This window comes from Frigidibacter sp. RF13, from assembly GCF_026626305.1.
Taxonomy (GTDB): domain Bacteria; phylum Pseudomonadota; class Alphaproteobacteria; order Rhodobacterales; family Rhodobacteraceae; genus TMP-24.
The window spans coordinates 1-1,513 of the sequence record NZ_JAPNUE010000022.1; the positions used below are offsets into that span (position 1 = coordinate 1).

Here is a 1,513-nt window from a genome sequence, read left to right on the forward strand (position 1 = left end):
ATTGTCCGTCGTCAAATGATTTGGAACAGGCGGCCTGACTTTGGATCGGAGAGGTCGGGCTCATCGATTTCAGGTTATGCTGCTTGACGTTGGTGGTTCAAGCGGCGGTTTTGGATGGTTTGCTGTTTGATGCGCCTCCTTTCAGCCAGGATGGTTTCGCCGCGGCCGAAGTAGACGTCAGCCGGCGTCAGGTTGCCAATGCTCTCGTGGTAGCGATAGTTATTGTAGTGGTCGATGAATGCGGCGATTGCGGCTTCAAGTTCGCCTTCGAGGAAGTAGTTTTCCAGAAGGATGCGGTTCTTGAGGGTCTGGTGCCAGCGTTCTATCTTGCCTTGGGTCTGGGGATGCATGGGCGCACCGCGGACGTGCGCCATGCCTTTGTCCGCGAGATACTCGGCCAGATCGCCAGCGATGTAAGACGAGCCATTATCGCTGAGCAGCCGCGGTTTGTGCAGAACCTTGGCGCTGTCGCAACCCGACGCGGCTAGGGCGATGTCGAGCGTATCGGTGACATCCTCGGCCCGCATGGTGCCGCAGAGTTTCCAGCCGATGACGTAGCGGGAGTAGTCATCGAGGATCGTGGAGAGGTAAAACCAGCCCCAGCCGATGACCTTGAGGTAGGTAAAATCGGTCTGCCACATCTGGTTGGGCGCCGTAGTCCTGTCCTTGAACTCATCCGCAGCCTTGATGACGATGTAAGCGGGGCTGGTGATGAGATCGTGGGACTTGAGCAGGCGATAGACTGAAGCTTCTGATACAAAATACTTTTCCGTATCAGTGAACCGGACCGCCAACTCGCGTGGCGATAGTTCGGGCTCTTCCAGCGCCAATGCCACGATCTGATCCCTCACCGCTTCGGGGATCCGGTTCCAGGCCCGGGAAGGGGAAGGAGGCCGATCCTCCAGTCCCTCGGGGCCGTGTTCGACAAACCGGTCATACCAGCGGTAGAAGGTGGTGGGCGGGATACCGATCTTGGCCAAGGTGCGCCGCACGGACAGATGCGATTGCTCCACCAGCCGGATGATTTCGAGCTTCTCATTGGCTGGGTATCTCATTCTTGGTCGACCCCAGCACCGCTCATGCTTTTTTTGAGCAGGCGGTTTTCCAGCGTCAGATCCGCCACGAGTTCCTTCAGCGCCACAGCCTCGGCGCGCAGGTCTTTCACCTCGCCAGAATTGGCCTGCCGCGCGGTGTCGCCCGCCAACCGCTTCTTGCCAGCCTCGAGGAACTCCTTCGACCAGCTGTAATACAGGCTCTGGGCAATGCCCTCCTTGCGGCACAACTCCGCGATGCTGTCCTCGCCACGAAGCCCGGACAACACGATCCGGATCTTCTCTTCAGACGAATGCAGCTTGCGCGTTGCGCGCCGGATGTCCTTCACAACATGCTCGGCAGGCGCCTTCGCAGTTACGGGTCTCTTCGTCATCTTCAACTCCATGTGGGGTCAAGATGAGCCGCAAACCCTCGCCTACGCAATCATGCCAAACTGTTCCATAGGCGCTGATGGCGGACA

At 58.5% G+C, this 1,513-nt stretch carries 1 protein-coding gene; it reads right to left on the minus strand.

The window, feature by feature from the left end; genetic code table 11:
• Positions 1-74 precede the first annotated feature (74 nt).
• Positions 75-1,426 (minus strand): IS3 family transposase gene (locus OU426_RS18100; protein ID WP_267635573.1). Its coding sequence is split into 2 segments (ribosomal slippage): positions 75-1,090 and positions 1,090-1,426, totalling 1,353 coding nucleotides; the frame shifts between segments, so codons are not numbered across the junction.
• Positions 1,427-1,513: the final 87 nt, after the last annotated feature.